The sequence below is a fragment of the Streptococcus infantis genome (genome assembly GCF_001579645.1).
GTDB classification, from domain to species: domain Bacteria; phylum Bacillota; class Bacilli; order Lactobacillales; family Streptococcaceae; genus Streptococcus; species Streptococcus infantis_E.
Genome location: NZ_LQZF01000176.1, coordinates 1 through 1,142 on the forward strand (window position 1 = coordinate 1; position 1,142 = coordinate 1,142).

Consider the following 1,142-nt stretch of genomic DNA (forward strand, 5'->3'; position numbering starts at 1 on the left):
TGCAACAAAATTGTTCCTCTGATTAAGTGAGTACCTTTCAAGCTGTTTGAGTTAGCTCAAACAGCTTTTTTGCGGACTGATAGCCATGAATTCGTCTAGGTCTTTCATTGATAGCCTTTGTATAGTCCTCTAAAAGATTCTGATTTAGTTCCTTTAACGAACACCCCTTCGGAATAAACTCTCTTAGTAGTCCATTGAAATTCTCATTTGTACCTCGTTCATAAGATGAATAGGCATGAGCAAAATAAACATCTAAGCCCTCTATCTCACTCAATGATGAAAATTCGTTTCCATTATCTGCAGTGATGGACTTAATGGGATAAAGTTTCATACACTCTAAGACTGCTTGATTGACATACTCTGCTTTCTTTTCCACGAGTTTCTTTGTGACAGCATAGCGTGTTTGTCGTTCTACCAGGGTCAGAATAGAAGGTTCTCCTATTGTCTTTCCACCCAGAACAGAATCAATTTCCCAATCTCCAAAACGGGAACGATTATTGATTTCTTCTGGTCTTTCTTCAATTGACTTTCCTAGATGTTTCTTGGTAGAGGGGCGCTTGGTAAATTTCTTACGGATCCGCACTGCTCTTGGCAAATCAATGACCTTAATCTCTAACAATCCTTGATGGATATAGTTATAGAGCGTCTTGGTTGAAGGTACAACTGCATCTACATGTTGGAGCCTATAGGTATGAACAAAGGTATCCACGCTATGCACCCTTGGTTTCTCTCTCATTGCTTCTGTGAACTCTCTCAGAAAGTCGTCCATTACACGATCCAGTTTCAGATAATAGCTGGCTTCTCTAGCATGACGATAACGGTTATGAGCAGCATCTGCATAATAGCGTTGGTAATAGACCTTCTGCCCATTTACTTTTTTCACTTGTGTTATGGAACCACGATTAATTTCACGAGTAATAGTAGAGCGATTTCTCCCTAGTCTACGAGCAATTTCAGCAGGTTTGAGTCCTATGCTTAAATAAGCTTCAATTTTCCCTCGCTCAGCTTCAGATAAGTGCTTGTATGATTGATTTGTGGTAGAATAATTAGTGGACATGTTCATCTTCCTTTATACTGTTTTTCGCAACTCTAGTATATCAGATGAACATGTCTTTTGTGTTGCACTTCATTTTACAACAGGG

1 protein-coding gene is annotated in these 1,142 nt (G+C 39.2%); it reads right to left on the minus strand.

The window, feature by feature from the left end; genetic code table 11:
• Nucleotides 1-37: 37 nt before the first annotated feature.
• Entirely contained in the window at nucleotides 38-1,057 is a 1,020-nt protein-coding gene (locus tag SINDD18_RS09965; RefSeq protein WP_193750851.1) for an IS30 family transposase, read from the minus strand.
• Nucleotides 1,058-1,142: the final 85 nt, after the last annotated feature.

Coding starts and splice junctions, on each gene's coding strand:
- SINDD18_RS09965 (WP_193750851.1), bottom strand. CDS start 1,057: ATGTCCACTAATTATTCTACCACAAATCAATCATACAAGCACTTATCT.